General features: G+C 64.6%; 28 protein-coding genes and 1 pseudogene. 14 read left to right on the forward strand and 15 right to left on the reverse strand.

Annotation, left to right across the window (positions count from 1 at the left end; translation table 11 throughout):
• Positions 1-22: 22 nt before the first annotated feature.
• From cpaB to GPJ75_RS24710, 7 genes are read left to right on the forward strand one after another with little or no spacing between them, the layout of a single operon-like run.
• Entirely contained in the window at positions 23-832 is an 810-nt protein-coding gene (cpaB, locus tag GPJ75_RS24680; protein WP_163272403.1) for a Flp pilus assembly protein CpaB, read from the forward strand.
• Positions 833-846: 14 nt separating this feature from the next.
• Positions 847-2,409, forward strand: coding sequence for a type II and III secretion system protein family protein (locus tag GPJ75_RS24685; RefSeq protein ID WP_425483188.1), 1,563 nt, complete (start codon positions 847-849; stop codon positions 2,407-2,409).
• Between the two features lie 16 nt (positions 2,410-2,425).
• Entirely contained in the window at positions 2,426-3,112 is a 687-nt protein-coding gene (locus tag GPJ75_RS24690) for a CpaD family pilus assembly protein (RefSeq protein ID WP_163272405.1), read from the forward strand.
• Positions 3,113-3,136: 24 nt separating this feature from the next.
• Positions 3,137-4,414 carry a CpaE/TadZ family protein gene (locus tag GPJ75_RS24695; protein WP_205602637.1) on the forward strand — a complete coding sequence of 426 codons (1,278 nt, stop codon included), beginning with the start codon at positions 3,137-3,139 and terminating at the stop codon, positions 4,412-4,414.
• 21 nt (positions 4,415-4,435) lie between these two features.
• Positions 4,436-5,944, forward strand: a complete 1,509-nt coding sequence (locus tag GPJ75_RS24700) for a TadA family conjugal transfer-associated ATPase (protein ID WP_163272409.1) — start codon at positions 4,436-4,438, stop codon at positions 5,942-5,944.
• Positions 5,944-6,957: a type II secretion system F family protein gene (locus tag GPJ75_RS24705; protein WP_163272411.1), complete on the forward strand. Its 1,014-nt coding sequence runs from the start codon at positions 5,944-5,946 to the stop codon at positions 6,955-6,957. Before GPJ75_RS24700 ends, GPJ75_RS24705 begins: the two co-directional genes overlap by 1 nt.
• 3 nt (positions 6,958-6,960) lie before the next feature.
• A complete protein-coding gene (locus GPJ75_RS24710) occupies positions 6,961-7,956 on the forward strand; it encodes a type II secretion system F family protein (RefSeq protein ID WP_163272413.1) in 996 nt (331 codons plus the stop codon).
• A 17-nt stretch (positions 7,957-7,973) separates the two neighbouring features.
• Here GPJ75_RS24710 and GPJ75_RS24715 read toward each other — a convergent pair whose 3' ends face one another.
• From GPJ75_RS24715 to GPJ75_RS24725, 3 genes are read right to left on the reverse strand one after another with little or no spacing between them, the layout of a single operon-like run.
• Positions 7,974-8,381 (reverse strand): Fur family transcriptional regulator, encoded by a 408-nt coding sequence (locus GPJ75_RS24715; protein ID WP_163272415.1) that lies wholly within the window; start codon positions 8,379-8,381, stop codon positions 7,974-7,976.
• Positions 8,378-9,196, reverse strand: a complete 819-nt coding sequence (gene znuB / locus GPJ75_RS24720) for a zinc ABC transporter permease subunit ZnuB (protein ID WP_163272417.1) — start codon at positions 9,194-9,196, stop codon at positions 8,378-8,380. Before znuB ends, GPJ75_RS24715 begins: the two co-directional genes overlap by 4 nt.
• Complete coding sequence (locus GPJ75_RS24725) at positions 9,186-10,016, reverse strand: ATP-binding cassette domain-containing protein (RefSeq protein WP_163272419.1); 831 nt, start codon at positions 10,014-10,016, stop codon at positions 9,186-9,188. The genes znuB and GPJ75_RS24725 overlap by 11 nt, the downstream gene beginning before the upstream one ends.
• Before the next feature lie 123 nt (positions 10,017-10,139).
• Between GPJ75_RS24725 and znuA the strand changes: the two genes are divergently transcribed.
• Entirely contained in the window at positions 10,140-11,162 is a 1,023-nt protein-coding gene (gene znuA, locus GPJ75_RS24730) for a zinc ABC transporter substrate-binding protein ZnuA (protein ID WP_163272483.1), read from the forward strand.
• Positions 11,163-11,209: 47 nt separating this feature from the next.
• On the opposite strand, the gene GPJ75_RS24735 is transcribed toward znuA, so the two are convergent.
• A complete protein-coding gene (locus GPJ75_RS24735) occupies positions 11,210-11,407 on the reverse strand; it encodes a CsbD family protein (RefSeq protein ID WP_159586984.1) in 198 nt (65 codons plus the stop codon).
• Between the two features lie 126 nt (positions 11,408-11,533).
• On the opposite strand from GPJ75_RS24735, the gene GPJ75_RS24740 reads away from it, so the two are divergent.
• Entirely contained in the window at positions 11,534-12,907 is a 1,374-nt protein-coding gene (locus GPJ75_RS24740; RefSeq protein WP_163272421.1) for a cytochrome P450, read from the forward strand.
• A gap of 11 nt (positions 12,908-12,918) precedes the next feature.
• Here GPJ75_RS24740 and GPJ75_RS24745 read toward each other — a convergent pair whose 3' ends face one another.
• From GPJ75_RS24745 to GPJ75_RS24765, 5 genes are all read right to left on the reverse strand, one after another.
• The gene (locus GPJ75_RS24745) at positions 12,919-13,737 is read right to left on the reverse strand and encodes a cyclase family protein (protein ID WP_163272423.1); all 819 of its coding nucleotides are present in this window, start codon (positions 13,735-13,737) and stop codon (positions 12,919-12,921) included.
• Positions 13,738-13,814: 77 nt separating this feature from the next.
• The gene (locus GPJ75_RS24750; RefSeq protein WP_163272425.1) at positions 13,815-14,189 is read right to left on the reverse strand and encodes a YraN family protein; all 375 of its coding nucleotides are present in this window, start codon (positions 14,187-14,189) and stop codon (positions 13,815-13,817) included.
• Positions 14,179-15,090 carry a 16S rRNA (cytidine(1402)-2'-O)-methyltransferase gene (gene rsmI / locus GPJ75_RS24755; protein ID WP_163272427.1) on the reverse strand — a complete coding sequence of 304 codons (912 nt, stop codon included), beginning with the start codon at positions 15,088-15,090 and terminating at the stop codon, positions 14,179-14,181. The genes GPJ75_RS24750 and rsmI overlap by 11 nt, the downstream gene beginning before the upstream one ends.
• Positions 15,091-15,231: 141 nt before the next feature.
• Entirely contained in the window at positions 15,232-15,489 is a 258-nt protein-coding gene (locus tag GPJ75_RS24760) for a BQ00720 family protein (protein ID WP_163272429.1), read from the reverse strand.
• 86 nt (positions 15,490-15,575) lie between these two features.
• The gene (locus GPJ75_RS24765) at positions 15,576-16,001 is read right to left on the reverse strand and encodes an Hsp20 family protein (RefSeq protein ID WP_163272431.1); all 426 of its coding nucleotides are present in this window, start codon (positions 15,999-16,001) and stop codon (positions 15,576-15,578) included.
• A gap of 113 nt (positions 16,002-16,114) precedes the next feature.
• Here GPJ75_RS24765 and GPJ75_RS24770 point away from each other — a divergent pair, with 113 nt between their 5' ends.
• Positions 16,115-17,056, forward strand: coding sequence for a nucleoside hydrolase (locus GPJ75_RS24770; protein WP_163272433.1), 942 nt, complete (start codon positions 16,115-16,117; stop codon positions 17,054-17,056).
• A 106-nt stretch (positions 17,057-17,162) separates the two neighbouring features.
• Here the strand turns inward: GPJ75_RS24770 and GPJ75_RS24775 are convergent, their stop codons facing one another.
• The 4 genes and pseudogenes from GPJ75_RS24775 to GPJ75_RS24790 form a co-directional block, all read right to left on the reverse strand.
• On the reverse strand, positions 17,163-17,777 hold the full coding sequence (locus tag GPJ75_RS24775; protein ID WP_163272435.1) for a LysE family translocator: 615 nt from the start codon (positions 17,775-17,777) through the stop codon (positions 17,163-17,165).
• Between the two features lie 53 nt (positions 17,778-17,830).
• Complete coding sequence (locus GPJ75_RS24780; RefSeq protein ID WP_163272437.1) at positions 17,831-18,730, reverse strand: ribokinase; 900 nt, start codon at positions 18,728-18,730, stop codon at positions 17,831-17,833.
• A 64-nt stretch (positions 18,731-18,794) separates the two neighbouring features.
• Positions 18,795-19,678 (reverse strand): annotated as a pseudogene (locus GPJ75_RS24785) (methylated-DNA--[protein]-cysteine S-methyltransferase).
• A gap of 66 nt (positions 19,679-19,744) precedes the next feature.
• Entirely contained in the window at positions 19,745-20,230 is a 486-nt protein-coding gene (locus tag GPJ75_RS24790) for a DUF2244 domain-containing protein (RefSeq protein WP_163272439.1), read from the reverse strand.
• Positions 20,231-20,251: 21 nt separating this feature from the next.
• Between GPJ75_RS24790 and nth the strand changes: the two genes are divergently transcribed.
• Entirely contained in the window at positions 20,252-21,022 is a 771-nt protein-coding gene (gene nth, locus GPJ75_RS24795; RefSeq protein ID WP_163272441.1) for an endonuclease III, read from the forward strand.
• On the opposite strand, the gene GPJ75_RS24800 is transcribed toward nth, so the two are convergent.
• Complete coding sequence (locus tag GPJ75_RS24800) at positions 21,019-21,459, reverse strand: DUF2214 family protein (RefSeq protein ID WP_163272443.1); 441 nt, start codon at positions 21,457-21,459, stop codon at positions 21,019-21,021. The genes nth and GPJ75_RS24800 overlap by 4 nt on opposite strands.
• Positions 21,460-21,575: 116 nt before the next feature.
• Between GPJ75_RS24800 and GPJ75_RS24805 the strand changes: the two genes are divergently transcribed.
• On the forward strand, positions 21,576-21,803 hold the full coding sequence (locus GPJ75_RS24805) for a YdeI/OmpD-associated family protein (RefSeq protein WP_163272445.1): 228 nt from the start codon (positions 21,576-21,578) through the stop codon (positions 21,801-21,803).
• Between the two features lie 3 nt (positions 21,804-21,806).
• Here GPJ75_RS24805 and GPJ75_RS24810 read toward each other — a convergent pair whose 3' ends face one another.
• Positions 21,807-22,514 carry a sulfate transporter family protein gene (locus tag GPJ75_RS24810; RefSeq protein WP_163272447.1) on the reverse strand — a complete coding sequence of 236 codons (708 nt, stop codon included), beginning with the start codon at positions 22,512-22,514 and terminating at the stop codon, positions 21,807-21,809.
• 161 nt (positions 22,515-22,675) lie between these two features.
• Here GPJ75_RS24810 and GPJ75_RS24815 point away from each other — a divergent pair, with 161 nt between their 5' ends.
• The gene (locus tag GPJ75_RS24815; protein ID WP_163272449.1) at positions 22,676-23,668 is read left to right on the forward strand and encodes an adenosine kinase; all 993 of its coding nucleotides are present in this window, start codon (positions 22,676-22,678) and stop codon (positions 23,666-23,668) included.
• Positions 23,669-23,692: 24 nt separating this feature from the next.
• A complete protein-coding gene (arfB, locus tag GPJ75_RS24820; protein WP_163272451.1) occupies positions 23,693-24,127 on the forward strand; it encodes an alternative ribosome rescue aminoacyl-tRNA hydrolase ArfB in 435 nt (144 codons plus the stop codon).
• The last annotated feature ends 58 nt before the right edge of the window (positions 24,128-24,185 follow it).

The raw sequence follows: 24,185 nt of genomic DNA on the forward strand, positions 1-24,185 counted from the left end.
ATCCGCGTGGATGGGGCGAGCAATGAACAAATCCCGCATCGTCATATTGGGGGTGGCCGTCGTCGCGGCCATTGGCGCGGGTTATATGGCCAAGAACCTGACGGCCCCGACACAACAGGTGGTTGTCGATACGGCGCCCGAGCCGCAAATCGATCTTGTCGACGTCATGGTGACTGCTCAGGACGTGCCGATGGGCGAGATGCTGGGCAGTGCCGTGCGCTGGCAGGCTTGGCCGACAGACGCCTTGAATGACAATTTCATCACCCGTGCCGAAGAACCGGACGCCGTGGAGAATCTGCGCAACTCCGTCGCGCGGCTGAACCTCTTTGCGGGCGAGCCCGTCAGGCGCAGCAGGCTGATCGGCGAAGGCCAGAGCTTCATGGCGGCGATCCTGCCGCCGGGGAAGCGGGCCGTGGCAACCCAGATCGCCGCCGACACCTCGGCCGGCGGCTTCATCCTGCCCAACGACCGCGTCGACGTCATCATGACGCGACGTTCCGAGGAAGCGTCGGCCGCAGGCGGTTTCGTAACCGAAACGATCCTTGAGAACATTCGGGTTCTGGCAATCGATCAGACCATCCAGGAGGATGAGGAGGGGCGCCGCGTCAAGGTCGGCGAGACGGCCACGCTCGAGCTCTCGCCCGAGCAAGCGGAGGTCATCACCGTCGCCCAGCAGATGGCGGACCGCCTTACCCTGGCGTTGCGCTCCGTCGCCGATGCCAACGAGGACATTGGCGACAACGGGCTTTACCTCGTCAACGGGCTTGGCCGGGGCAACACCGTGCGCCTGATAAAGTCGGGCGAGGTGTCCGTCGTAGGTACCCGCAGATGAGCAGGAGCGAGAACATGCCTATCAGCATCGACCGGCGGGCCACGAAAGGCGGCGTCCGGCTGTCCGCCGTCCTTGCAACGCTCGCCTGTACGATGTTGTCCGCCGCGATGCCCGCGTTCATTTCCGCCGCGGCTGCGCAGGCCACGGTCGGTATCGACGGCACGCGCGCCACACAGCGCGTCAAGCTCGGCCTCAACAAATCTCTGGTCGTCGACCTGCCGCGCGACGCCTACGACATCCTTGTCGCCAACCCGGCCGTAGCCGACGCCATCACCCGCACGGCGCGGCGAATCTATCTGTTCGGCAAGCAGGTGGGGGAGACGAACATCTTCGTCTTCGGGCCGAGCGGCGAGCAGATCGCCAGCCTCGACGTCGCCGTCGAGCGCGATGTCGCCGGCCTCGAAGACTATCTGAAGCGCTTCATCCCCAATTCCGACATCACCGTCGAGCTCATCAATGACAACGTGGTGCTCACCGGAACGGTGGAGACACCGCTCGATGCCTCGCGCGCCGCACAGCTTGCGCAAATCTTCGTCACCGGCGGCGAGGCGACCACCGGTCAGTATTCCCAGACCGCCGCCGCACCAACGGATGGTGGCGGCGTGGCCATCAGCAATCCGGATCTCTTCGGGCGCCAGCAGAGTCAGATCGTCAACATGTTGCAGATCGTCGGCGAGGATCAGGTGACGCTGAAGGTCACCGTCGCCGAGGTCAGCCGCTCGGTGATGAAGCAACTCGGCGTGAACATGATCGGCTCCGGCAATGTCGACGGGATAAGCTGGGGCGCCATCAGCGAAAACTCCTACGGGCTCGGCAAGCCCCTTTCTTCGTCAGGCCTGTCGCTCGCCGGATCGACGCTCGCCGGTTATCTCAATGCCATGGAGCAGTCGGGCGTCATGAAGACGCTTGCGGAGCCGACACTTACGGCGGTTTCCGGCGAAAAGGCCACGTTCAGGGTAGGCGGGGAATTCAACATCGTGACGGGACGGTCGAGCGCCGTCTCCGAAGAGAACCAGGACGGCCAACTAACCTACGACATAGAGCGCCTGGAATATGGCATCGGTCTCGAATTCCAGCCGACCGTCCTTTCGCCGGGCCGCATCAGCCTGAAGATGAGGACCTCCGTCTCCGAGCCGACCACCCAGGGATCGGCGACGCTTGAAGGTTCGGTGTCTCGACGGCTGCCGGGAATGACCATGATTTCCATCCGCAAGCGCCTCGCCGACACCACGGTCGAGCTTCCTTCCGGCGGCTCAATGATGATCGCCGGGCTCGTGCAGGACGATGTGCGACAAGCCATCAACGGCCTGCCTGGCCTTTCCAAGCTGCCTGTTCTCGGCACGCTCTTCCGCAGCCGCGATTTCGTACGCAACGAGACGGAGCTGGTCATCATCGTGACGCCTTATCTGGCGCGGCCGACGGCGCGCACGGCACTTGCCAAGCCGGACGACAATTTCAACCCGCCCAGCGATGGCGCGGGCATCTTTCTCGGCCGCGTGAACCGCGTCTACGGGACCATGAAGACGAACCTGCCGGACGGCCGCTACCACGGTGTCGTCGGCTACATCTACAAGTGACGGGAGGCGGGCTGCCATGTTCGATTTGCGGGTGAGAAGGGGCCTCTTGCCGCTGGTCGCCATCGCCGTGGCGGGCGTGCTCTCCGGCTGCGCCAAGCGCGATTCCGTCGTCGTGGGCGCGGTGCCGGACGACTACCGCACGAGGCACCCCATCGTGATCGAGGAAAAGAACGAGGTGCTGGATCTTCCCGTCGGCGCCTCCTCCCACCGCATGACCTGGCAGCAGAAGGCGGCGCTTGGAGGGTTCCTCGACCGCTACGAGGACAGTGGCGGCGCCGTGGTGACGATGCTGATCCCTGAGGGCGCGGCCAATTCCGCCGCTGCACTCAGCGTCTCAAACGACTTTGCGGCCCTTCTGCACAGATACGGCGTGCCGAAGGGGCATGTTCAAATCCTGGCTTACCAAGCGGGGCCGAGCGAGACGCCGCCGATCCGCCTCGCCTATCCGGTGGTAAAGGCCACCGTCGGCCCATGCGGACGTTGGCCGGAGGACCTGATGGACACCACGGAGAACCGAAACTACGCCAACTTCGGCTGCTCCTACCAAAACAACCTGGCCGCCCAGGTGGCCAATCCGGCCGATTTCCTCGGCCCTCGCAAGACGACGCCGATCGATGCGGAAAACAGGGATTCGGCCATCGGCGACTACAAGGCGCGCGAGGTGGACGACCATTTCCGGACGCAATCGGAAATCGACTACTAATCGCCTAATCGAGGGCACATGGATATGAGCAGCCTAGCCTACGAAACAAGCCATCCGGAAACGACTGCGGCCGAAACCGACGCGGCGCTGCAGTCTCTGCGCCCGGTGCCGCGCATCTCCATCCAGGCCTTCTGCGAAACAGAGGCCGTGGCGAACCCAATCGAGCGCGCCGGCGAGGACCGGCGCATGGCCAAGGCCCACCTCAAGGTGCATATGGGCGGCCTTTCCACGGCGGTCGAGTTCTACCAGACAGCGGCCACGCCCAACCTGATCATCCTGGAATCGCGGGGCGAACCCAAGGACCTTCTGGCCTCGCTCACGGAGCTGGCAGAGGTTTGCGACGCGAGCACCAAGGTGGTGATCGTCGGCCACTACAACGACGTATGGCTCTATCGCGAGCTCACCCGTGCCGGCATCTCCGAATATGTCGTGGCGCCCATCTCCATGGCCGACATCGTCAGTGTCATCGCCGGCATCTTCGTCGATCCGGAGGCAGAGCCGGTCGGCCGTTCGATCGCCTTCGTCGGCGCCAAGGGTGGTGTCGGCTCCTCCACGCTGGCGCACAATCTGGCCTGGACCATGTCGGCGCTGTTCGAGGGCGAGGTCGTCGTCGCCGACCTGGACCTGCCCTTCGGCACGGCCAACATCAATTTCGACCAGGATCCGGCGCAGGGGATCGCCGAGGCTGTCTTCTCGCCCGAAAGGATCGACGAGGTTTATCTCGACCGTCTTCTGGCACAGTGTGCCGAGCGCCTGTCGTTGCTCGCGGCTCCCTCGACGCTGGACCGCACCTACGATTTCGATGCTGAAGCCTTCGCCCAAATCATCGACACGGCGCAGCGCACGGCTCCGCTGGTGGTTCTCGACGTGCCGCATCTGTGGACGAGCTGGTCGCAGACCACGCTGGCGCGCGCCGATGAGGTGGTCATCACCGCAACGCCGGAGCTGGCCAACCTGCGCAACACAAAGAACCTTGTCGACACTTTAGCCAAGCTACGCCCCAACGACGGGCCGCCAAAGCTCGTCATCAATCAGGCGAACGTGCCGAAGCGGCCGGAGATCAGCACCGACGATTTCGCCGAGCCGCTCGGCATCGCGCCGATGGGCGTCATTCCGTTCGAGCCGCAGCTCTTCGGCAACGCCGCCAACAACGGGCGCATGCTGGGTGAAATGGACCACAATCACCCCATCGTGCAGACGATGAACGACATCGCCTACATCCTCACCGGCCGGCGCGAAATCAAGGTGAAGAAGAAGTCCGGCCTTGCAGGGTTGCTCGACCGCCTGCACCTGAAGACGTAAAGCAAAACGGCAAGAAGGCACATGTTCGGCAAGAGAAGCTCCAACAGCACGGTCGGCGGATCGAGGGGACCGGTGGCGCCGGTTCCGCCCTCCCGTCCCGCCGAGGATGGCGACGCGCTGCTTGCGCCGGAGCGCCCTGAGCCGTCGGCCGCCGTGGTTACCACCGGCATCGATGGGTTTGCGAAATCCTCGCCTGGGCCGATGCAGCCTGCTGCGGCGCCGGCGCCGCGCGCGCCGATGGCGCGCAGCGAAAGCTACTACGATACAAAAAGCCAGGTCTTCTCCGCACTGATCGACACCATCGACCTGTCGCAGCTTGCCAAGCTCGATGCCGACAGCGCGCGCGAGGAAATCCGTGATATCGTCAACGATATCATCGCCATCAAGAACTTCGCGATGTCGATCTCCGAGCAAGAGGAACTGCTCGAAGACATCTGCAACGACGTGCTCGGCTTCGGCCCGCTGGAGCCCCTTCTGGCGCGCGACGAGATCGCCGACATCATGGTGAACGGCGCCAGGAAGGTCTATATCGAGGTGGACGGCAAGGTCGAGCAGACCAACGTCCGCTTCCGTGACAACCAGCAGCTCTTGAACATCTGCCAGCGCATCGTCAGCCAGGTGGGCCGGCGTGTCGACGAGTCGAGCCCCATCTGCGATGCGCGCCTGCCCGACGGGTCGCGTGTCAACGTCATCGCCCCGCCGCTGGCCATAGACGGCGCTTCGCTCACCATCCGCAAGTTCAAGAAGGACAAGCTGACGCTCGACCAGCTCGTCCGCTACGGCGCCATCTCACCGGAGGGGGCGGAGGTCCTGAAGATTATGGGCCGCGTACGCTGCAATATCGTCATCTCCGGAGGCACGGGCTCGGGCAAGACGACGCTTCTGAACTGCCTTACCAACTATATCGACCGCGACGAGCGCATCATTACCTGCGAGGATTCGGCCGAGCTGCAGCTGCAGCAGCCGCACGTGGTGCGGCTGGAGACCCGCCCGCCCAACCTGGAAGGCGAGGGCGAAGTGACCATGCGCGACCTCGTCAGGAACTGTCTGCGCATGCGTCCCGAGCGCATCATCGTCGGTGAGGTGCGCGGGCCGGAGGTGTTCGATCTCCTGCAGGCGATGAACACCGGCCATGACGGCTCGATGGGCACCATCCACGCCAACAGCCCGCGCGAATGCTTGAACCGCATGGAATCCATGGTGGCGATGGGCGGCTTTTCCCTGCCGCAAAAGACAGTGCGAGAGATCATCGTCGGCTCCGTCGACGTCATCATCCAGGCTGCGCGCCTGCGCGATGGCTCGCGCCGCATCACCCACATCACGGAAGTGGTGGGCATGGAAGGCGATGTCGTCATCACCCAGGATCTCGTTCTCTACGACATGACGGGCGAGGATCCGGCCGGCCGCATTCATGGCCAGCACATATCCACCGGCATCGGACGGCCCGCCTTCTGGGATCGCGCCCGCTATTACGGCGAGGAAACGCGCCTGGCCGCCGCCCTGGAAGCGATGGAAAAGGCGGCCAGCTGATGTTCGGCCTGAACATCGCCACCCTCGCCTTCATCGCGCTCGCCACCTTCAGCGCCGGCGCGGTCGCCTATGCGCTGATGTTCACCGCCATCTCCAACGAGAAGAAAGCCGGCCGCAGGCTGGAATCGGTAAAGAAGGCGGAGACCGATCGCGGCGCGGTCAGAGTTTCGCGCGACCGCTTGGCCGAGGCCGCGAAGCGGCGCAAGTCGGTCCAGGATTCGCTCAAGGATCTGGAGAACAAGCAGAAGAACCGCGACCGCTACACCACGCGGCCGCCCATGAAGACCCGGTTGCGGCAGGCGGGCCTGGAGATGAGCATCGAGCGGTTTTACCTCCTGTCTGCCGTCAGCGGACTGCTTCTCACATTCGTTGTGTTTCTGTTCGGCGCGCCGATGCTCGCGCTGCCCGGCGCTCTTCTGGTCGGCGCCCTTGGCCTGCCCCGGTGGATCGTCGCCTTCATACGCAAGCGCCGGGTCAAGGCGTTTCTGGCCGAGTTTCCCAACGCACTCGATGTCATCGTGCGCGCGGTCAAGTCGGGCCTGCCGCTCAACGACGCGGTGCGCATGATCGCCGCCGAGGCCCAGGAGCCGGTGCGCACCGAGTTCCGCCGCATCGTCGAATCCCAGCAGCTTGGCCTGCCCATGGCGGAAGCCACCATGCGCATGACCGAGACCATGCCCTGCCCCGAGGCGGGCTTCTTCGGCATCGTCATTCAGATTCAGAGCCAGGCCGGCGGCAATCTGTCGGAGGCGCTGGGCAATCTCTCGCGCGTCCTGCGCGACCGCAAGAAGATGAAGGCCAAGGTGCGGGCGCTTTCCATGGAAGCCAAGGCCTCCGCCGTCATCATCGGTGCCTTGCCCATCATCGTCGCCTTTCTCGTCTATCTTACGAGCCCCGGCTACATCATGCCGCTGTTCACCACCAGTACCGGCCACCTGATCCTCGGCGTCTCGGCACTGTGGATGAGCATCGGCATCTTCGTGATGCGCCAGATGATGAATTTCGAGGTGTAAGCGATGGCGGACAATGTCGTCGGCGCGATCACCGACCCCAGCTTCCTGATCGCTCTGCTGGTTTCCATCGCCGTGTTCGCTACCGTGTTCACGCTGCTGCCCGTGACGGGCGGCGACAATCTGCGCTCACGCATGAAGTCCGTGGCGCTGGAGCGCGAGGAACTGAGGGCCAGGCAGCGCGCACGACTGGCCGCCGAGGCCGAGGCCAAGCGGCGGGGCGGCTTGCGCCAGACCGATACATCCTCCATGCGCAGCATCGTCGACCGCCTGGACCTGCGCCGCGCCCTTGCCGACGAGGCGACGCTCGCCAAACTCCGAACGGCGGGCTTTCGCGGCCAAAACCCGCTGACGAAGTTCCTTTTCTTCCGCCTCATGTTGCCCTTCGTCGGCGTGGCGCTCGCCGCCTTCTATGTCTTCGTTCTGGGCGCGCTTGCCGAGCAGCCGCTTTTCATCAAGGTCTTCGCGTGCATCCTGGCCGCCTATGCCGGCTTCTACGCGCCAGTGCTCTATGTCTCGAACAAGGCGTCGAAGCGCAAGCAATCCATTCAGATGGCCTGGCCGGACGCGCTGGACCTCCTCCTGATCTGTGTGGAGTCCGGCATGTCGGTGGAGGCTGCCTTCCACCGCGTATCCCATGAGATCGGCGCCCAATCGGTGGCGCTAGCTGAGGAATTCGTACTCACCAACGCCGAGCTCTCGTTCCTGCAGGAACGCCGGCAGGCCTATGAGAACCTCGCCGCCCGCACGGGGCTGGAATCGGTGAAGAGTGTCTCACAGGCACTCATCCAGGCCGAGCGCTATGGCACGCCCGTGGGCCACGCACTGCGCGTGCTCGCTGAAGAGAGCCGTGAGGCGCGCATGAATGCCGCGGAAAAGAAGGCCGCTGCCCTGCCGCCCAAGCTGACGGTGCCGATGATCCTGTTCTTCCTGCCGGTCCTCTTCGCCATCATTCTGGGCCCTGCCGCCATCCAGCTTTCCCAGAACGGGCTCGTCAATTAGGCCCTTCGGACCGCTGCTCAGCCTGGGTCGTGCGCGGTGCAATCCGCGCAATCGCCGCTGATCTCGATGGTGGTCTTGGCCGGCTTGAAGCGATGGGCGCGCACCCACTCACCCAACCTCTCCTCCACTGCTGTATCGGAGAATTCGTCCACCTTTCCGCATGTCCGGCAGATGGCGAAGGCGGTCATCTCGTGCCTGTGTCCGTGGGGTTGGCAGCAGGCAACGAAGGCATTGATGCTCTCCAAACGGTGGACAAGACCGAACTCCTGCAATTTTCCGAGCGCGCGGTAGACCTGCAGCGGCGCGCGAAAGCCATCGTCGCGCAGCCTGTCGAGGATGGTGTAGGCGCTGAGTGGCGCTTCCGCCTTGTCCAGGGTTTTGAGCACCAGGGTCTGGTTCTTCGTCAGGTCGGGATGGGATGTCATGAAGTCTCACCCGTTTCGCCGGTGCCGCGCCGTTCCGGCAGCCGCACAAGGCTTAAGAGAAAGAGGACGAGCGCCACGACCACGATCGACGGCCCCGACGGCGTATCGAAATTGAGCGAAGCCGACAGCCCGCCGGCCACCGCCATTACGCCGGCCAGCGAGGCGGCGATCGCCATGCCCTCGGGCGTGGTGGCGAAGCGGCGGCCGGCCGCCGCCGGTATGATGAGCAGCGAGGTGATCAGAAGGATGCCGACGATCTTCATAGCGATAGCGATGACAGCGGCCATCAGGAGCATGAAGACGAAGCGCGCACGCTCCGGCCGCAGGCCCTCGGCCTCGGCGATCTCGGTGTTGACGGTGGCCGCCAGGAGCGGCCGCCACAGCCAGACGAGCACGCCGAGCACCAGAGCCCCGCCGCCATAGATCATAGCTATGTCGAAGCGCGAGACGGCCAGGATATCGCCGAAGAGGAAGCCCATGAGATCGATCCTGATCCAGCTCATGAAAGCGACCATGACCAGCCCCAGCGCCAGCGTGGAGTGGGAAAGGATGCCGAGCAGCGCGTCCGTCGATAGGGCACCCTGCCGCTGCAGGAAAAGGAGCGCCACCGAGGCGAGCGTGGCGACGATGAAGACGCCAGCCATCAGGTTGATCTGGAACAGGAAGGCGAGCGCGACGCCGAGCAGGGCGGAATGAGCCATTGTGTCGCCGAAATAGGCCATGCGCCGCCACACGACGAAACAGCCGAGCGGCCCCACCGTCAGCGCCAAGCCGATGCCGGCCACCATCGCGCGCGTGAAGAAGTCATCCAGCATCGTGCTTTTCCTTCGCCTCCTCCGGATGATCGTGCGCGCGATGCTCGGTGACCGTGCCGTCGGCCAGGCGCACGCGCCCGTCAGGCAGGTGCGTGTGATCGTGATGGTGGTGGTAGATCGCCAAGGTGTCGCCCGCGCGCGCACCGAACAGCCGCACATATTCCGGGCTTTTCAACACGTTCTCCGGTGTTCCGCGGCAGCACACGTGGCCGTTCAGACAGATGACCGTATCCGTCTCGGCCATCACCACATGCAGGTCGTGGGAGATCAGAAGGATGCCGCATCCAGTACGGTCGCGGATTTCGCGGATGAGTTGGTAAAGCGCGATTTCACCGGAGAAATCCACCCCTTGCACCGGCTCGTCGAGCACCAGAAGATCCGGCTTACGCACGAGCGCACGAGCCAACAGCGCGCGCTGGAACTCGCCACCGGACAGCGTCTGCACCGCGGCGCCCGCCAGGTGCGCGATCCCCGCCGCCTTCAGCGCATCTTCCATCTCGCCGCGCTCCAGCGGCCCTGTAAGCCGCATCAGCCGCTCGACGCTGAGCGGCAGCGTCCAGTCGATCGTCACCTTCTGCGGCACATAGCCGACCCTGAGCGCCGGCGCGCGCCGCACAGTGCCTTCGTCCGGCGCAGTGACGCCGATGGCGGCTTTCACAGTCGTGCTCTTGCCGGAGCCGTTCGGACCGATAAGGGTGACAATCTCGCCGCGACGAACGGTGAGGTCCACCCCGCGCACGAGCCAGCGCCCGCCGCGACGAACGCCGGCATTCCTCATCTCGACCAGCGGCTCGGCGTCTCCGGCGGTAGATTGCAGCATTTCTTTTCCCGCACCTTCTTGCCAATGCATATGGCACACGTTATAGCGTTACGCAATCGGAATGTAATACCATAACATTTCCAAATCTCTTTCAAAGACTGCACAATGAGGGAAACCTGGATGATGAAGAAATCCCGCCTGCTCCTTCTCGCATCGGCGCTTGCCACTGTGCTCGCGGCTGCCCATGCCAACGCGGCCGACGGCGTCGTCGCTTCCGTCAAGCCAGTGCATTCGCTGGTCGCCGCGGTGATGCAGAGCATCGGCGAGCCGCAGCTTCTGGTCAAGGGCGCCGGCTCCCCTCACACCTATACCATGCGCCCCTCTGAGGCCGGCACGCTGGAGGACGCGAAGGTCGTTTTCTGGGTCGGCCCCGGCCTGGAGACTTTTTTGGAAAAGCCACTGGAATCGCTTGCCGGCGACGCCATGACGGTCAAACTCTCCGAGGTGCCCGGCCTCACCCTGCTCGAGCCGCGCGAAGGCGGCGCCTTTGAGGCGCATGACGATCACGAGGAGCATGCGGCGGAAGAGGACCACGACGAAGAGCATGGGGAGATGCATGACGAGGAGGGGGAAGAGCACGAGGACCATGCCCATGAGGGGGAGGAGCATGACCATGCCCATGAGGAAGCGGACATGCATCTGTGGCTCGACCCGGAGAACGCGCGCGCAATGGTAAGGCGGATCGCCGACGCTCTTTCGCAGGCCGATCCGGACAACAAGACGGCCTATGAAGAGAACGCCGCCGCGCTCGACGCCCGCTTCGATACGCTGATCGCGGAGACGAACGAGAAACTCGCGACCGTGCGCGGAAAGCCTTTTGTCGTCTTCCACGACGCTTATCAGTATTACGAGCGGCGGTTCGACATCCCTGCCGCCGGCTCCATCACAGTGAATCCCGATGCGCAGCCTGGCGCTCGCCGTATCGGCGAGATCCACGACAAGATCGCCGAATTGGACGCTGCCTGCGTCTTCAGCGAACCGCAGTTCGAGCCGAAGGTGGTTCAGGTAGTGGCCGAGGGCACCGATGCCCGTTCCGGTGTGCTCGATCCGCTCGGCGCCGATATCGAGGATGGTCCCGAGCTCTACTTCACACTGATCGACAACATGACGACGGCACTCGCGAACTGCCTCTCCGGCGGAGAATGATACTTCGGGGTGATCCTGCAGCGACTTTCCGCTGCAGGATCAATTGATTAGTGGCGTGACAGCCAGGCGTCGATTTCTCGCTCGGCCTCTTCCTTGGCCTTGCCGTAGCGTTCCTGGATGCGGCCAGCCAGCTCGTGGCGGTTGCCCTTGACGACGTCGAGATCGTCATTGGTGAGCTTGCCCCACTGTTGCTGCGCCTTGCCCTTGAATTGCTCCCAGTTCCCTTCGATCTGATCCCAGTTCATGGCTTTACTCCTCTGTCGGTGACATCCCGTCCCCAACATCGTGACGTGGTCCATGTTCCAGACGGCACCATCGCGATTGCACGTCCGCCCCCCAGGGCTTAGCTATATCGGCAGATGGGAACGCCGATGGACACCGCGACCGCCTCCTTCCGCCCGCCAGCGCCGAGCCCGCGGCAGAAGCCGCCCTCGACGCTTCAGATGATGCGCATCGTCTACCGCAATCCGCTGGAGCTGTGGGGAGAGCCTTCCTACAACGAACCGTGGATCTCGATCAGCGGCGGCATCGGCGGGCCGCTCCTGATCGCCAACGATCCCGGCCTCATTCGCCACATCCTTGTAGACAACGCGAAGAACTACAAGATGGCGCGCGTGCGCCAAAAGATCCTCCGGCCCATCCTGCGTGACGGGCTGCTCACCGCAGAGGGCGAAGTGTGGCGGCGCTCGCGCAAGGCCATGGCCCCGGTCTTCACCCCACGTCATATCGCCGGCTTTGCAAGGCCCATGTTGAAGGAGGCCGAGGCGTTCGCCGCGCGCTACGAGGAGCGGATCGGCGGCACGACCGACGTCTCGCGCGACATGACCATGCTCACCTTCGACATACTCGCCGAGACTCTGTTCTCCGGCGAGATCGCCGGCGAGCCGGACAGCTTTGCCCATCAGGTCGACCGTCTGTTCGAGACCATGGGCCGTGTCGATCCGCTCGACCTTCTCGGCGCCCCCGACTGGCTGCCGCGCGTCACCCGGATCCTCGGCCGCAACTCGCTCGCCTTCTTCCGCGACATCGTCGCCCGCACTATGGAAATGCGAAAGGAGAAGCTGGCGCGGAAGGACGAGGCCCCTGAAGACTTCCTGACCCTCCTGCTCCGCGCCGAAGGCCCGGACGGCCTCGCCCGCCAGGAGATCGAAGATAACATCATCACCTTCATCGGCGCCGGTCACGAGACCACGGCACGGGCGCTCGGCTGGACACTCTATTGCCTTGCCAACCTGCCGGAGGAACGGGCCCGCATAGAGGCCGAGATCGACGCGGTACTCGCCTCGGAGCCGGACCCGGTGAAATGGCTGGACCTGATGCCGCTCGCGCGTGCCGCCTTCGAGGAGGCCATGCGGCTTTACCCGCCGGCCCCCTCCATCAACCGCGAGGCCATCCACGGCGACACCTATGCGGATCTGGAGATTCCGAAAGGTATGCAGGTGCTCGTCATGCCGTGGACGGTGCACCGCCATCGCAAGCTGTGGGACGACCCGGAGGCGTACCGTCCCTCGCGCTTCCACCCCGAAAACCGCGAGCAGATCGGCCGTTTCCAGTATCTCCCTTTCGGCGCCGGCCCGCGCGTATGCATCGGTGCCACCTTCGCCATGCAGGAAGCGGTCATCGCCATGGCTGTCCTGATGTCACGTTACCGCTTCGACCTTCTGCCCGAGACCAAACCCTGGCCGGTGCAGAAGCTCACCACCCAACCCCAGGGCGGCCTGCCCATGAAGGTGAGCCGCCGTTAGCTAGTCGCCCGTCAAACCATCGCGAAGACGCGCGCCGGCCCGCCCGAACCACCCCGGACCTTCGGCGCACCGACGACCAACGTCGCGCCGCTGGCGGGTAGGGACTCCAGATTGGCGATGCATTCCAAACCCCAGCGCCCGGACGGCAGCCAGCTATAATGCACCGCGAAATCGGGTGAGGGACCATGGTCGAGCGACAGCGTGTCGACGGCCATACCTCTGGCACCGGTCTCTTCCATCAGCATCTCTGCCGCTTCGATGTGAAAGCCGGGGAAATGCATCGTCTTGCCGTCGTCTCCGACGTTGCGGAACTTGTCGCTTGATACATGCGCGCCCCAGCCCGACAGCATGGCCACACAGGCTCCGTCGGGAATTTCGCCATTGGCAGAGACCCAAGCCTCGATGTCCTCGGGTGTCACCTGCGCGTCCGGGTCCGCCGACGCCTTCTCGCGGATATCGATAACGGCGAGCGGGCAGACCAGATCGCCCACCGGAATTTCCGCCACGGACAGCCCATCCTCCGAGAAATGCAGCGGCGCATCCACGTGAGTCCCCGTATGCTCGTTGAGGCGCCACTCGTTGATGTTGAACTTGTGATCCGCGTAGTTGAACTTCTGATCGACGAAGAACTGCTGTTCTCCGAAGTAGGTGGGAAAGCCCTCGTGCAGCTCATGGGTCATGTCTTCCACCCTACTCGCGCTTTGCGCGAGCAAAGGGTTCGGTGTGGACACCACCGCGGCGGCGGCGCCTGCGGCGGCGGACGCGCGGAAGAAATCACGACGGCTGAGCATGCGCGATTTAACGCTCTCGGTGACGCAATGATGGCACATGACGCTCACTCCCCTGCTGGCTGATTGAGGGGAAACAGAATGCGCCTGCGTAAAATCCCATGCAAGGACCGAGGTGGCTAGCCGCTTGTGTAGATGTTCTCCACGTGCACCGGCCAGCGGCGCGGCAGCACCGCTACCAGATCGTAGCGTAGGTTGAGGCGGGCATAGTGCGGCTGGCGGGCAAGCCAAAGGCTTGCGGCGGCGTCGATCCGCCGTTGCGCCGTATATCCCACCGCCTCCATCGCCTGCTCCAGCGTCGGCCGCGCCTTCACCTCGACGATGGCGACAAGATTGCCGCGCCGCGCGATCAGATCGATCTCGCCCAGCGGGGTACGAAAGCGCCGGGCGACGATGCGATACCCCTTCAGAACCAGGGCAAGCGCGGCCAGCCACTCGCCGCGGTGGCCCTTGCGGTAGGCCCGCTGCCGCTTCTTCAGCCCGTCAGTTCCCACCCCGCCCCTCCTTCAGCTCCAGAAGCCGCTGGTAGAGCTCGGACTTCCTTCCGCCGGTCATACGGGCGGCCTCGCCTGCCGCCTTCGCTGCCGGCATTTCGGCAGCAAGCGCCAGAAGCAGCCGATCCGTCTCCTCGGCATCCGCCGGTCCCGCCTCGCCGGGCGGCGCCACGCAGACCACCACTTCGCCCTTCGGCGCTCCGGCTTCCGCATAGTGCGCGGCAAGGGCATCCAGTGTCCCCCGCCGTACCTCCTCGAATGCCTTGGTCAGTTCGCGCGCCACCGCCGCCTGGCGCTTGCCGAGCACCCTCTCCATGGCCTCCAGGCTTGCGGCCAGCCGGCGCGGCGATTCGAAAAACACCAGCGTCGCCGGTACGGCCGCAAGGGCTTCGAGCCGATTCTCGCGCTGTTTTGTCTTGGTCGGAAGAAATCCGGCAAACAAAAATGAGTCCGTTGCCAGCCCGGAGGCCGTAAGCGCTGCCAGAACAGCCGAAGGTCCGGGCAGCGGCACAACCCGCAGCCCCTTTTCCTGCGCCGCTTGCACCAATCGGAAACCGGGATCGGAGACGAGCGGCGTACCAGCGTCGCTGGCGAGCGCCACGCTCTTTCCCTCCTCGATTGCCGCAATCAGCCGAGGCGCGGCCTCGGCCTCATTATGCTCGTGATAGGCTGTCATGCGCCGGCGGATACCGTAGCGCTGGAGCAGCACCCGTGTTACCCGCGTGTCCTCGCAGGCCAGCATATCGGCGCCGGCAAGCGTTTCCAGCGCGCGCAGCGTGATGTCGGAGAGGTTGCCGATCGGGGTGGCGACGAGATAGAGCGCCGGCTGAAGCGGCGGAGCGGCAATCTCCGCTCCGCCGACAATGAAACTCTTCGGTTTTTCCGCTTCTCTAGGCTTCACGCCCACCCGTCCTTGCGCGTCGGCTTTCCCATGCCAAATTCTTTGGCATGGCCGCCCGACGGTTGCAAACGCACTACGGCGTGATAGCCGTCAGGCCCTCTGCGTTACAGGGAGCTGGGCGGGAGAGCCGCGGTCGGCCGCTTAGTGCAGGCTGACCGGCTGCAGGTCGTTCTCAAACGCTCCGGCAAGCGCGGCGTCGCGGGCGTCGGCCAGGAGGATGGGCTGTCCGTTGGCGGCGAACAGGGCCCACAGCTTGGTGCCCGGCGCCATATCCGGCACGCCCGGGAACTTGCCCCTCAGGTCCTCGGCGTCCATCTCGCGCATGTAGGCGACCGCGCCTTCGCCGATATGGGCCAGCTGCTGCTGGGTCACGGTGATCTTGCGTTCGTTCTCAGTCATGTCAGCCTCCTATTTTGCGGGCCGTCCATAGTGGCCCAACCCGCCAAGAGCCTCTTGGTTGCGTCGAAAACGCAGCTTCGCGGCCGTCAGTCCTTCACCGAAATGTCTATTTTCTGCACCAGCCGTTCCGGCTGGGGCCTGTCGAGATCGATGGCCAGAAGTCCGTTTTTGAGCTCCGCGTTCAGGACCCGCATGCCGTCGGCCAAGACGAAGACACGCTGGAACTGGCGCGCGGCGATGCCACGGTGCAGATATTCGCGCTCGACATCATCGTTCTGGCGACCACGCACGACGAGCTGGTTTTCCTCGGTCGTGACCTCCAGATCCTGCTCGGCAAAGCCGGCTACCGCCAGCGTGATGCGCAGGCGCTCGCTCCGCCCTTCTGAATTGCGAATACGCTCAATATTGTACGGGGGATAGCTGTCGCCCGACTTGGCGATCCGCTCGAGCGTCTTTTCCATACTGTCGAACCCCAAAAGAAGCGGGTTCGAGAAAGGCGTCATGCGCGTCATCTGTTCCTGTCCTCAAAGAGCGACGTGGACAAGCAAAAACCCGAATGGCGTTTCTGCCCGTGGCCTTGATATGGTTGGTTACTTTTGCGGATTCAAGAAGGATTGGAGAACCCGTGCGGCAGGCGCGAAAGATCATCATCGACACGGATCCCGGCCAGGACGATGCCGTGGCCATCCTGCTGGCGCTGGCAAGCCCGGAGCTCGACGTGCTTGGGATAACGGCGGTGGCCGGCAACGTGCCGCTGGCGCTGACGGAGAAGAACGCGCGCAAGGTGTGCGAATTGGCCGGCCGGCCGGAGACGAAGGTCTATGCCGGAGCCATCCGCCCCATGGTGCGCGAACTGGTTACCGCCGAGGAGGTGCACGGCAAGACAGGGCTCGATGGGCCGGATCTGCCGGAGCCGCAAATGCCGCTGATGGAAGCGCACGCGGTCGACTTTCTCGTCGAGACCCTGATGGAGCACGAGGCCGGCGAGATCACCCTGTGCACGCTGGGGCCGCTCACAAACGTCGCACTGGCGCTGGTGCGCGAACCGAAGATCGCACCGCGCATCAAGGAGATCGTCATGATGGGCGGCGGCTTCTTCGAGGGCGGCAATGTCACGCCGACGGCCGAGTTCAACATCTATGTCGATCCGCACGCGGCCGACGTCGTTTTCCGCTCCGGCATTCCCATCGTCATGATGCCGCTCGACGTCACCCACCAGGCGCTGACGATGCAAAAGCGCGTTGCCGCCATCCGCAATCTCGGCACGCGAGTAGGCGTCGCCACGGCTGAAATGCTCGAATTCTTCGAGCGCTTCGACGAGGAGAAATACGGTTCCGACGGTGGACCGCTGCACGATCCTTGTGTGGTCGCCTATCTGCTCGAACCCAGTCTCTTCAAAGGGCGCACATGCAATGTGAGCGTCGAGACGGGCTCGGAGCTGACCATGGGCATGACGGTGATCGACTGGTGGGGCGTGACCCAGCGGCCGAAGAACGCCCTCGTCATGCGCCACATCGACCACGACGGCTTCTTCACTATGCTGACGGAGCGGCTGGGGCGGCTTTAGACCAATGCATCGTTTCATAGAATCGATGCATTGGTCTAACTCCTTGTTTTGTCGCAATTCCGGACGGAAAACCGGCGTCCATTTTTCCTGGAATTGCTCTAGCGGCCTATCTTGCCCGTGCAAAGGCGAGCCACAAGCCGCCGCCGATGAGGAAGGTGCCGCCAATGCGCCCGATGCGGCGCATGGCATTCGCGCCGAGCCTGCGGCCGATGCTGCCGGAGGCGATGGCGTAGCTGCCGTCGGAAAGCAGGGAGAATGCGAGCGCGGTGCCGCCGAGCACGGCGATCTGCAGCACGTGATTGCCTGCCGGATCTATGAATTGCGGCAGCAGGGCGCCGAAGAAGAGGAGTTGCTTGGGATTGCCGAGCGAAACGAGGAGCCCCTGCAGGAAAAAGCCGCGCCGCGGCTTCGCCGCCGCCGCACTGCCGGCTGGCTCGCCGCTCGCGCGGATCATCTTCCAGCCGATCCAGCACAGATAGGCCGCACCAGCCAGTTTGACCCAGGTGAACCAGTGGCCGGCCAGCTCGATGAGCGACGTCAATCCAACGCCGGCGACGGTGATCATGACCGTAAGGCCGGCCAAGGTGCCGGCGACGTTGAGAAGGCCTGCGCCGACGCCATGGCGCATGCCGTTGGCAACGATCAGCATGTTCGTCGGGCCGGGGACAACGGTGGCGACGAGACAGACGACGACATAGGCGGTGTAGGTTTCGAGCGACATTGCGGCGCCTCCCTCTACTGCTCAGGATGCATAGCGGCGAGATCTTGTCCAGCTTACTGGGCCGCTGCCGCATCCACGTCGGCGCGGATGGGAATGGCCGGTTGGGCGCCGGGCTCCAGGCAGGCGAGAGCGCCGGCAACGGCAGCACGGCGCAATGCGTCCTTGAGCGCCAGTCCGTCGGCAAGGCCCGCCGCCAGATAGCCGCAGAAGGTGTCGCCCGCGCCCACCGTATCGACGGGGGCGATGGAAAGGGTGGGGACGCGGAGAAAGTCTTCCGGTGTGGCCGCCACGACGCCGTCCTTGCCAAGGGTTACAACGATTGTGCGGCCCGTATCCTTGGCGAAGGCGCGCATCCGCGCCTCCCGGTCCTCGCCTTCGAGCGCCAGCGCTTCGGCGTAAAGGTCGAATTCCGTCTCATTGGCGATGACGTAGTCGGCGAGCGCGAGGAAACCCGCCGCTTCGGCATGGAAGGGAGCGGTGTTGAGGAGCGAGACCGCGCCGGCCGCGCGCGCGGCCTCGAGGGCGGCTTTCACGGTTTCAAGGGGCACTTCATGCTGCAGGAGAACGAATTCGCCGGGCCGGAAAGCAGCCTGCTCCACGTCTTGCGGCAGGACCTGCCCATTGGCGCCGGGTATGACGGCGATCATGTTCTCACCGTCGCCGCCAACCAGGATGACTGCCGTGCCCGTGGCGGTATCGCGTTCCTTCACCGCCGAGAGGTCGACGCCGGCCTCCTTGAGAAGCGCCACGGCCTCGCCGGCGAAGGCATCGCTGCCCACCGCGCCAACCATGCGCACAGGGGCGCCGGCGCGGCGGGCGGCGAGCGCCTGGTTCGCCCCCTTGCCGCCGGGCGCGGTGGAGAAGTCGTCTCCCGGCACGGTTTCGCCGGGTCCGGGCAGCCTTTCCACACGGGCGATGAGATCGAGATTGATGGAACCGACGATGGTGATCACGCTTGAGCCTCCGGCAACTGGTGCGCCGGAAGCTAGCCGCTTTGCCGCGAAGGTCAATCTCCGTTCACGCGATCGCCTGAAGCTGGCAGGCCTCCCAACCGAGGATGGCGCGCTTGCGCGTCAGGCCCCAGTGATAGCCGGTCAGCGCACCGGACTTGCCGAGCGCCCGGTGGCAGGGCACGACGAAGGATAGAGGGTTGGCCCCGACGGCGGCCCCCACGGCGCGCGAGGCGCTGGGACGGCCGATTTCAGTGGCGATATCGGAATAGGCGCGGGCCCGGCCCATGGGGATCTTCAACAGCGCCTCCCACACGCGCACCTGGAAATCAGTGCCTATCAGGACGACACGCAACGGCTCCTCCGCGCGCCAGCGCGCCGGGTCGAAGACACGGGCGGCATAGGGCGCGGTGGCGGAGAGATCCTCCACGTAGGCGGCGTTCGGCCAGCGGGCGCTCATGTCCTTGAAGGCAGCCTGCTCCTCGCCGGGGTCGGCGAAGGCGAGGCCGGCCAGGCCACGGTCCGTCACCATGACGAGAGCCAGGCCGAAGGGGGAGAGGTGGTAGCCGTAGCGGATGACCAATCCCTCGCCGCGCGCCTTGTATTCGCCCGGTGAGATGGCCTCGTGGGTGACGAACAGGTCGTGCAGGCGGGCCGGGCCGGACATGCCCAGCTCCAGCGAAGCCTCCAGAAGCGGCATACCGTCGTCGAGCAGGCGGCGGGCGTGGTCGAGGGTGACGGCCTGCAGGAAGGTTTTTGGGGAAAGCCCCGCCCAGCGGGTGAAGAGCTTCTGCAGACCCGTCGGTGTCTCGCCGACATCGGCGGCCAGCGCCTCCAGCGAGGGTTGGTTACGGTAATCGAGGCTGATCTTCTCGACGACCCGGCAACGACCTCATAGTCGTTGCCGGCCGGCGTGATGTCGCGCTCAAGAATGGCAAGTTCTGCGTTCATGGCATCTACTCCTTGAACGCCAATATGTGAGGAAGGCATGCGCGACACCACCCGATTCTTGCCTGCTTAACGGCCCTTTGCCGTGGCAAGGGCGTGGCTGAAGGCCTGGGCGAAGCTCTCGCGCTCATCAGGGTTCAGGAAACTGCCCAGAAGCACGCGCTTCTCCCGCGCCTCGACGGCCATGCCGGTGATGCCGATCTCGGTGTGCCTCTGTACTCTGAAGCGGGCCCAAAAGGGATTGAAGCTGTGCTCCTCGGAGCGGCCGGAAGGCAGCACCTTGCGGATGTCGAGGCTCACCCGCGACAAGGACACTTCCTCGCGCGCACGGGCAGCGCGATAGTTGACGCGGAAGGCGATGTAGAGGGCAAGGACGTCAAGGCCGAAGAAGCCGAAGACAGGCCAGGCGCCGGCGCTCAGGAAAAGTGCTCCGACAGTGAGCCAGATGAGGAAGAGGGCGGCCATCAGAACGGCGAACCCCGTGCGGCCCAGCGAACGGTGGGGAACGAGGAGTGCCTTGAAGAAAGGCTGATCGGCGGCATTCTTTTCGTCCATCATTCGAATTATAGAGGCAGGATGCAAAAGCCCAAGCCCGAAAATACCGCGCCCGCGAAGCCGAAGGCATCCCGCAAGACCACAAGCAAGAAGGCGCTCACCGCCTACAGCCCGCAGCAAATCGAGGAGATATTCCGCCGCTTCCGTGTACAGCGGCCGGAGCCGAAGGGGGAACTGGAGCACGTGAACCCATTCACGCTGCTGGTCGCCGTGGTGCTATCGGCACAGGCGACGGACGTCGGGGTGAACAAGGCGACGCGGCCGCTCTTCAAGATCGCCGACACGCCGGAGAAGATGCTGACGCTCGGCGAAGAGAAGCTGGGCGGCTATATCCGCACCATCGGGCTGTGGCGCAACAAGGCGAAGAACGTGATCGCGCTTTGCGAGGCGCTGATCCGCGACCACAGCGGCGAGGTGCCGGGCGACCGCGAGGCGCTGACGAAACTGCCTGGCGTGGGGCGCAAGACGGCCAATGTGGTGCTCAACATGGCCTTCGGCCAGCCGACCATGGCGGTCGACACGCACATCTTCCGCATCGCCAACCGCATCGAACTGGCGCCGGGGAAAACACCGGAAGAGGTGGAGCGGAACCTGCTCTCAGTCATCCCGGATCAATTCCTGCGCCACGCCCATCATTGGCTGATCCTCCACGGGCGCTATGTCTGCAAGGCGCGCAAGCCCGACTGCCCAGCCTGCATCATTGCCGATATCTGCAAGGCGCCGGAAAAGACGACCGACGTGCCGGCGCCGCTGGTGCCGATCGAGGCGAGGCGGGAGGCGGAGAAGGTTTAACTCACGCCGCGCGCCATCATGGCGGCAAAGATGGGGATGAGGGCGAAGACGGCCACTTCCAACTTGAGAAAGCGGCGTGTGGCGGCGATCTCGGCATCCGGAACGGTGTACCCCTCGCCCGCGCGCACCCATTTGAGGATGCGCATGGTGGGTTTGACAGAAAGGATGCCGACGGCGGCAAAGGCGGCCATCTTGGCCCAGAAGGCGCCGCTGGCGAGGTAATATTCCCAGCCCTTCAGCCCGAAGACGACGCGGCAGACGCCCACCACGATGATGGCGAGTGCCGTCATGCCGTACATGCGGTCGATATGGGCAAGCACCTTCAGATCGCGGCCCGAAAGCCCGGTGCGCACCAGCACGAATTCTCCGGCGAGCACGCCGGCAAGCAGAAAGACGAAGAGGTGGTGCAAGATGGCGAGCAGAAGGTCTGTCAGCATGCTTCCCCCTTTTGCCGGCAGGCGTTCGATGACGTCGAAAGGAACAGGCGAATGCCGCGCGCAGTCATGCATCCTTTCGATTGCGCCACAAGACCGGATTTGCCAATCTTCGCGCCATGACCCTGCGACGTCCATCCAACCCGATGCCCGACGACGTGCGGGCCGAGCTGGAAAAAAGAGGCCTCATGGCGGCCTACGAGGCGCGGCCGCCCTACCAGCGCAACGACTATCTTGGCTGGATCGCCCGCGCCAGGCGGCCGGAGACACGGCAAAAGCGGCTTGACCAGATGCTGGACGAATTGGAACGCGGGGGCGCCTACATGCGCATGCGGTGGAACGGCTAGCGTTCAGGCCGTAGTCTCCCGCGCCGAGATCATCTTGTGCAGATGCACCATCATGGCCGCTGCGAAAAGCGGCGTCAGCAGGTTGAGGAGCGGCACTGCGAGGAAGGCGGCGATGACGAAGCCAGCGAGGAAGATGGTGCCGGCGTGGTGGCGGCGGAGCCGCTTCGCCTCGGCCTCGCTGCGGAAGCGCATTGCGGCGAACTCGAAGAACTCGCGGCCAAGCAGATAGGCGTTGACGACGAGGAAAATGACGATGTTCACCCCCGGCACCAGCAGGAGCAGAAGCGCGGCAAGGTTGGCCAGAACGACGACGCCGAAAAATTTAAGCGACAGCCAGACGGCGGGCACCAGGGGCACCGCCTCGCCCGGCGGATCCTGGGGGTAGCTCACCGTCTCCACCGCCTCGGCGACATCGTCGAGGAAGAGGCCGGCAACGACCGCCGTGATCGGCGCGATGAGGAGCGCCAGGGCGAGCGCCAGGCCGATACCCGCCGTCACCGCCGCCAGCACGCCTAGCCAACCCGCCCAGGCCGGCAGGCCCGGCAGCAGCGCGTCGAGCCAGGGCATGGCGTAGACCTCGAACAATTCCTTGAACGCGAGCCACAGGCCGGCCAGGAGGAGGAGCGTGAGGCCGAGCGACTTGAAAAACGCGCCGCGGAAGGCAGGTGTGAAAAGCTGGCTGGCGGCAGCGCGCGCGGCATCGAAAATCATGGAGAAGCCTTCATCGAAACGCGAGGTGAACCCGCGAGATAGGCGGCGACAGCGGCCGGTGCAAGCGTACATGGAATATGCACCGGTCTTGCAAATCCCGGTCGAGACGGTAAACCCGCCGAAACCTCCCGCCGTTCCGGCCTGTCTTTTCGGAGATTTAAATGAGTTCGTTCGACGTTTTGTGCATCGGCAATGCCATCGTGGACATCATTGCCCGGTGCGACGAGCGGTTTTTGACCGAGAACGGCATCATCAGGGGCGCCATGAACCTGATCGACGTCGAGCGCTCGGCCCTGCTCTACGAGCGCATGGGGCCAGCCATCGAGACATCGGGGGGAAGCGCCGGCAACACGGCGGCGGGCGTGGCGGGGCTGGGCGGCCGGGCGGCGTTCTTCGGCAAGGTTTCGAGCGACCAGCTTGGCGAGATCTATACGCACGATATCCGCGCCCAGGGCGTGGCCTTCGACACGCGGCCGCTTCCGGGCCACCCGCCGACGGCGCGCTCCATGATCTTCGTCACGCCGGACGGCGAGCGCTCCATGAACACCTATCTCGGCGCCTGCCTCGAACTGGGGCCGGAGGACGTGGAGGAGGACAAGGCGAAGGGCGCCAAGGTCAGCTACTTCGAGGGCTATCTGTGGGACCCGCCGCGCGCCAAGGAGGCGATCCGCATGACGGCCGAAATCGCCCATGCGGCCGGCCGCGAGATGGCCATGTCGCTATCCGATCCGTTCTGCGTCGATCGGTACCGCGATGAGTTTCTGGAGCTGATGCGCTCGGGCACGGTGAACATCGTCTTCGCCAACGAGCATGAGCTGATGTCGCTCTATCAGACGTCCTCCTTCGAGACGGCGCTGGAGGCCATCCGGAGCGATTGCCGGCTGGCCATCGTCACGCGCTCGGAGCGCGGCTCGATCGCCATGACGCGGGAAGAGAATGTGGCGGTGGATGCGGTGCCGGTGGACAACGTGGTGGATACCACCGGGGCGGGGGATCTCTACGCCGCCGGTTTCCTGTTCGGCTACACCCGCGGGCGCAGCATTGCCGACTGCGCCCGGCTCGGCTCGTTGGCGGCGGCACTGGTGATCCAGCAAATCGGACCACGCCTGCAAGTGAACCTGAAGGAGAAGGCGCAGGAGGCGGGACTGCTTTAGCGCTGGAACGAGGACGCAAGGACAATGGCCGAAGGCGGTCTCACCATTCAGCCGGGGGTCTATGTCGCCGAGGACGAGTTGGAGGAGCAGTTCATCCGCTCCTCGGGGCCTGGCGGGCAGAACGTCAACAAGGTGGCGACGGCGGTACAGCTGCGCTTCGATGCCGCCCATGCGCGCCACCTGCCGGAGCGCGTGCGGCTGCGGGCGCTGAAGCTTGCGGGGAGCCGAGCGACCAAGGAAGGCCACATCGTCATCGAGGCGGGGCGCTACCGCACGCAGGAGCAGAACCGTGCCGATGCGCGGGCGCGCCTTACCGAACTCCTGAAAAAGGCCGCCGAGCCGCCGCCCAAGCCGCGCAAGAAGACGAAACCCTCGAAAGGCGCGGTCGAGCGGCGGCTGAAGGCGAAGGCGGGACGAGCGCAGGTGAAGAAGATGCGCGGCAAGATTCCACCGGAATGAACCACGCTGCCAACCCGGCGTTTACCATCGGACGTTTTGCGATTGAAATATTCGTCGG

Source organism: Chelativorans alearensis, assembly GCF_010993735.1.
Taxonomy (GTDB): Bacteria; Pseudomonadota; Alphaproteobacteria; order Rhizobiales; family Rhizobiaceae; genus Chelativorans; species Chelativorans alearense.

Coding starts and splice junctions, on each gene's coding strand:
- GPJ75_RS24800 (WP_163272443.1), bottom strand. CDS start 21,459: ATGCTGACAGACCTTCTGCTCGCCATCTTGCACCACCTCTTCGTCTTT.
- GPJ75_RS24810 (WP_163272447.1), bottom strand. CDS start 22,514: ATGATTTTCGATGCCGCGCGCGCTGCCGCCAGCCAGCTTTTCACACCT.
- GPJ75_RS24690 (WP_163272405.1), top strand. CDS start 2,426: ATGTTCGATTTGCGGGTGAGAAGGGGCCTCTTGCCGCTGGTCGCCATC.
- znuA (WP_163272483.1), top strand. CDS start 10,140: ATGAAGAAATCCCGCCTGCTCCTTCTCGCATCGGCGCTTGCCACTGTG.
- GPJ75_RS24705 (WP_163272411.1), top strand. CDS start 5,944: ATGTTCGGCCTGAACATCGCCACCCTCGCCTTCATCGCGCTCGCCACC.
- GPJ75_RS24685 (WP_425483188.1), top strand. CDS start 847: ATGCCTATCAGCATCGACCGGCGGGCCACGAAAGGCGGCGTCCGGCTG.
- GPJ75_RS24745 (WP_163272423.1), bottom strand. CDS start 13,737: ATGTGCCATCATTGCGTCACCGAGAGCGTTAAATCGCGCATGCTCAGC.
- GPJ75_RS24735 (WP_159586984.1), bottom strand. CDS start 11,407: ATGAACTGGGATCAGATCGAAGGGAACTGGGAGCAATTCAAGGGCAAG.
- GPJ75_RS24695 (WP_205602637.1), top strand. CDS start 3,137: ATGAGCAGCCTAGCCTACGAAACAAGCCATCCGGAAACGACTGCGGCC.
- GPJ75_RS24725 (WP_163272419.1), bottom strand. CDS start 10,016: ATGCTGCAATCTACCGCCGGAGACGCCGAGCCGCTGGTCGAGATGAGG.
- GPJ75_RS24700 (WP_163272409.1), top strand. CDS start 4,436: ATGTTCGGCAAGAGAAGCTCCAACAGCACGGTCGGCGGATCGAGGGGA.
- GPJ75_RS24710 (WP_163272413.1), top strand. CDS start 6,961: ATGGCGGACAATGTCGTCGGCGCGATCACCGACCCCAGCTTCCTGATC.
- GPJ75_RS24765 (WP_163272431.1), bottom strand. CDS start 16,001: ATGACGCGCATGACGCCTTTCTCGAACCCGCTTCTTTTGGGGTTCGAC.
- GPJ75_RS24740 (WP_163272421.1), top strand. CDS start 11,534: ATGGACACCGCGACCGCCTCCTTCCGCCCGCCAGCGCCGAGCCCGCGG.
- GPJ75_RS24790 (WP_163272439.1), bottom strand. CDS start 20,230: ATGGACGAAAAGAATGCCGCCGATCAGCCTTTCTTCAAGGCACTCCTC.
- GPJ75_RS24760 (WP_163272429.1), bottom strand. CDS start 15,489: ATGACTGAGAACGAACGCAAGATCACCGTGACCCAGCAGCAGCTGGCC.
- cpaB (WP_163272403.1), top strand. CDS start 23: ATGAACAAATCCCGCATCGTCATATTGGGGGTGGCCGTCGTCGCGGCC.
- znuB (WP_163272417.1), bottom strand. CDS start 9,196: ATGCTGGATGACTTCTTCACGCGCGCGATGGTGGCCGGCATCGGCTTG.
- GPJ75_RS24775 (WP_163272435.1), bottom strand. CDS start 17,777: ATGTCGCTCGAAACCTACACCGCCTATGTCGTCGTCTGTCTCGTCGCC.
- nth (WP_163272441.1), top strand. CDS start 20,252: ATGCAAAAGCCCAAGCCCGAAAATACCGCGCCCGCGAAGCCGAAGGCA.
- GPJ75_RS24805 (WP_163272445.1), top strand. CDS start 21,576: ATGACCCTGCGACGTCCATCCAACCCGATGCCCGACGACGTGCGGGCC.
- arfB (WP_163272451.1), top strand. CDS start 23,693: ATGGCCGAAGGCGGTCTCACCATTCAGCCGGGGGTCTATGTCGCCGAG.
- GPJ75_RS24715 (WP_163272415.1), bottom strand. CDS start 8,381: ATGACATCCCATCCCGACCTGACGAAGAACCAGACCCTGGTGCTCAAA.
- GPJ75_RS24815 (WP_163272449.1), top strand. CDS start 22,676: ATGAGTTCGTTCGACGTTTTGTGCATCGGCAATGCCATCGTGGACATC.